The organism is Mesorhizobium sp. M2A.F.Ca.ET.037.01.1.1 (genome assembly GCF_003998075.1).
Lineage (GTDB): Bacteria > Pseudomonadota > Alphaproteobacteria > Rhizobiales > Rhizobiaceae > Mesorhizobium.
On sequence record NZ_RZSA01000693.1, the window covers coordinates 1 to 3,684 of the forward strand.

Below are 3,684 nucleotides of genomic sequence, written 5' to 3' on the forward strand. Positions count from 1 at the left end.
GCCACGCACCGCGCTTCGGAAACGGAGATCAGAAGGTTCGATTTCAACCTCGGCTACATACCGAGCAGTATGCCGAGTAGTCTTCGGCTCTCAGAACATCGATCGACAATATCGGATTCGTGGACACCCTCTTCCTGGAACCGCATCCCAGCTTAAGCGGAGAACATCATGATTTCACCCTACACAATAAACGTCCCTGACGAACGGCTCGCCACGATCAGAGCCAAGGTCGAGGCTTATGACTGGAGCCAGCTGCCGGATGCGGGAGGCTGGTCGGCGGGGGTCGGGGTTGATGACCTCAAGCGACTCGCCGCTTATTGGCGGGACAGCTATGACTGGCGTGCGGTCGAACGGCGCCTCAACGCGCTGCCCAACTTCACGGCCGACGTGGAAGGCGAGCACCTCCACTTCATTCATGTGAAAGGCGACGACTCCAAGCCGCCCGTCCTGCTTCTCCACGGCTGGCCGGGCTCGTATCTCGAGTTCGAGCGGCTGTTGGAGCCGCTCGCAGCGGACGGGCACGATGTTGTCGTCCCCTCGCTTCCGGGCTTCGCGTTCTCCAACCCGATCACGCGCCCGATCGGCCCGCGGCGGGCTGCTGCGCTCGTGCATGGGCTGATGATTCAACTGTTCGGCGACGCGCGGTATTTCATTCAAGGGGGCGATTGGGGCCACGGCATCGCGGCCTGGGCAGCGCATGATCGCCCGGACGCTCTGCTCGGCATCCATATTAACATGATGACCGTGCGTGCGGAGGACGCCGCTCCGACGACCGGCGAGGAGAAGTCCTTCGCCGCCAAGCGGGCCGCGATTGCCGATCAGGAGAGCGCCTACTTTCACGAGCAGGAAACCCGTCCGCAGACGCTCGGCATCGCGATGGCCGACAGCCCGGTCGGAGCGGCGGGCTGGATACTCGAAAAGTTCGGCAAGTGGGCCGATCTTCCGACAACCGCCAATGGCGACCCCGACATCTGGAGCAAGTTTTCCGAGGAGGAACTCCTCACCAACATCATGCTCTACATCGCGCCGGCATCGTTCGTGACTGCAACCTGGATCTACTACGGCAGCCGGCTTGAGAAGTCGCTAATGCTTCCGGCCGGCACCCGCATCCAGGTGCCGACCGGCGTTGCGGCCCTCCCCGATCCGGTGTTCTTGCCGCCGCCGCGCTCGTTCGCGGAGAAGACCTACAACATCGTGCATTGGACCGACATGCCGCGGGGCGGCCATTTCGCCGCGCTGGAAGAGCCGGAACTGATGCTGGCCGACCTGCGCGCCTTTATCGCGACGGTGTCGGGAGCGCGCTCCTGAAGGTGGAGATATCTCCGAACCAAATTCATCGTAACCGAGGCTTTACGACGGGCGAACAAGCGAGGTAGGCGTCGATCACGTCGCCGGCTCCTGCTGGTGCGAAGACGGCGTGACCCCAAAACCGGATGCTGGGGCGCCCCAACGGTGATCGCAGTTGCAATGACGAACGTTTCGACAGGAGTAGAAAAATTGCGTTTCATTGATGCCGTGACGGGCGATGCCGCTGCAATAGTGTCAGTCGTGAACCGGGCATACAGAGCCAATGGCGCAGTTGAGGGATGGACCAACGAGCGTGGGTTGCTTGATGGACCGCGCATCGGCGAGGAGGGCGTTCGTGCGCTCATCGCGCGGGGACGCATTCTTCTGCTGCGCCGGTTGACCGATGGCGCGATCTCCGGCTGCATCAACATCGCGATAGACGACGATGGCGCGTGGCATACGTCGATGCTCGCCGTGGCTCCGGACGAGCAGACCGCTGGCATCGGAAAGTTGATCAAGCAGGAGGTCGAGCGACAGGCCGCGGCGGCTGGGGCGCCACGGATGCGAATGGAGGTGATCCGGCAGCGTGAGGCATTGATCGCTTGGCATCGCCGGCGTGGATACGAGCTGACGGGCGAAACTCTAGCATTCCCCTACGACGACCCTTCGGTCGGTCGTCCGCTGCGCCCCGACCTGGAACTTGTTGTTATGGAAAAGCAGTTGAACTCCACCGTTGGCTGAGTGTCAGCCACATTCATGCGCTTGCCGGCTTGTCGCAAACATCAGATCAAATCTCTATTCCCGAAGCTCGGGCGGTCGCAGAGCACCTACAATCCTTCCCGTTCGCACGATTTCCTTCACGGGCGATCGTGCAAGCTGAGCTCTATCGGCGGCTGTGGCTTCTGGTTGTGGAAACTTGCACGCTCAAGCGTGGCGGCTTGACAGCGATCTTCTTTTGTTCTCTTTATGTTCTATTAATTCCCCTTACAAAAGACGCAGCTAATGCTGCAATGCCACACAAATGGCCACGGGAGCGCGCGATGGCCGCCACGAATAACGCCGCGGCCGCCACCATTCTGCATGCCGATCTCGACGCCTTCTACGCCTCCGTCGAGCAGCTGCTCGATCCCTCGCTGCGCGGCAAGCCGATCGCCGTCGGCGGCGGCGTGGTCCTGGCGGCTTCCTATGAGGCCAAGGTGTTTGGCGTGCGCGGCGGCATGCCCGGCCGCAAGGCGCGCGAGCTCTGCCCGCAGCTCATCTTCGTCGGCGGTCATTTTTCCGAGTACCAGCGCCTCGGCGACGCCGCGATCAAGGTGCTCGACGATTTCACGCCGGTGGTCGAGCGCATCTCGATCGACGAGGCCTTCGCCGACGTCGCCGGCTGCACGCATCTGTTCGGGCCGCCGCAGGAGATCGCGCGGAAAATCCGGGAGCGCGTGAAGGCCGAGCTCGGCCTGCCGATCTCGATCGGCGTGGCGCAGACAAAGCACCTCGCCAAGATCGCCTCGCAGGTGGCCAAGCCCGACGGGCTGGTGGTGGTCGAGCCCGGCACCGAGCTCGCCTTCCTGCACGACCTGCCCGTCACGCTGATGTGGGGTGTCGGCCCGGCGACCAAGGCGAGGCTGGCCGAGATCGGCGTCGAGACCATCGGGCAATTGGCGCGCACCCATAGCGGCGCGTTGGAGCGGCTGATCGGCCACGCCGCCGGCCAGAAGCTCGCCGCGCTCGCCTGGAACCGCGACCCGCGCAAGCTCGAGACGCATCGCCGCGCGCATTCGGCCGGCGCGCAATCGGCGCTTGGCAGGAAGCCGGCGGTGCCGCGCGTCTTCGTGCCGACGCTTCTGCATCTGGCCGACCGCGTGGCGAGCCGCCTGCGCGCCAAGGACCGGCCCGGCCGCACGGTGACGGTGCGGGTGCGCTTCGCCGATCTGCGCGCCGTCACCCGCTCGGTGACGCTGGAGCAGCCGATCCAGGCGACAGTGATGCTGGCCGAGATCGCCGAGGAGCTGGTGCGCGGCGTGCTCGCCGCCAATCCCGGCGAGCGCGACATATCGCTGCTCGCCATCTCCGTCTCGCATCTGGAGGAGCATGCCGAGCTGCAGCTCGAACTGCCGCTTGGCCTGATGGATGAGAAGAGGAAGCCCGGCAGCCGCAAGGGTCTCGCCCGCTTCGGCGCCGACCGCGCCATCGACAAGATCCGCCAGCGCTTCGGCAAGGAAGCCGTCGGCTACGGCACGGTGGCGCTGGAAGGCCCGCGCTCGGTGCCGGATGGATTCAGGGAACTGGCCGAGAAGGAGCTGTGAGGGAGAGTACCTCGCCTCCACGAAGTGGGGGAGAGGTGGCTCGGCGAAGCCGAGACGGAGAGGGGGAGCGCCCTACGAAGTCCCCCTCTCCGTC

General features: G+C 64.6%; 3 protein-coding genes. All 3 read left to right on the forward strand.

Annotated features, from left to right (window positions below; translation table 11 throughout):
* Positions 1-168 precede the first annotated feature (168 nt).
* Positions 169-1,308, forward strand: a complete 1,140-nt coding sequence (locus tag EOA27_RS27115) for an epoxide hydrolase family protein (protein ID WP_127257702.1) — start codon at positions 169-171, stop codon at positions 1,306-1,308.
* A 159-nt stretch (positions 1,309-1,467) separates the two neighbouring features.
* On the forward strand, positions 1,468-2,028 hold the full coding sequence (locus tag EOA27_RS27120) for a GNAT family N-acetyltransferase (RefSeq protein WP_126083418.1): 561 nt from the start codon (positions 1,468-1,470) through the stop codon (positions 2,026-2,028).
* A gap of 299 nt (positions 2,029-2,327) precedes the next feature.
* Entirely contained in the window at positions 2,328-3,590 is a 1,263-nt protein-coding gene (gene dinB, locus EOA27_RS27125) for a DNA polymerase IV (protein ID WP_126083419.1), read from the forward strand.
* The last annotated feature ends 94 nt before the right edge of the window (positions 3,591-3,684 follow it).

Coding starts and splice junctions, on each gene's coding strand:
- EOA27_RS27115 (WP_127257702.1), top strand. CDS start 169: ATGATTTCACCCTACACAATAAACGTCCCTGACGAACGGCTCGCCACG.
- EOA27_RS27120 (WP_126083418.1), top strand. CDS start 1,468: ATGACGAACGTTTCGACAGGAGTAGAAAAATTGCGTTTCATTGATGCC.
- dinB (WP_126083419.1), top strand. CDS start 2,328: ATGGCCGCCACGAATAACGCCGCGGCCGCCACCATTCTGCATGCCGAT.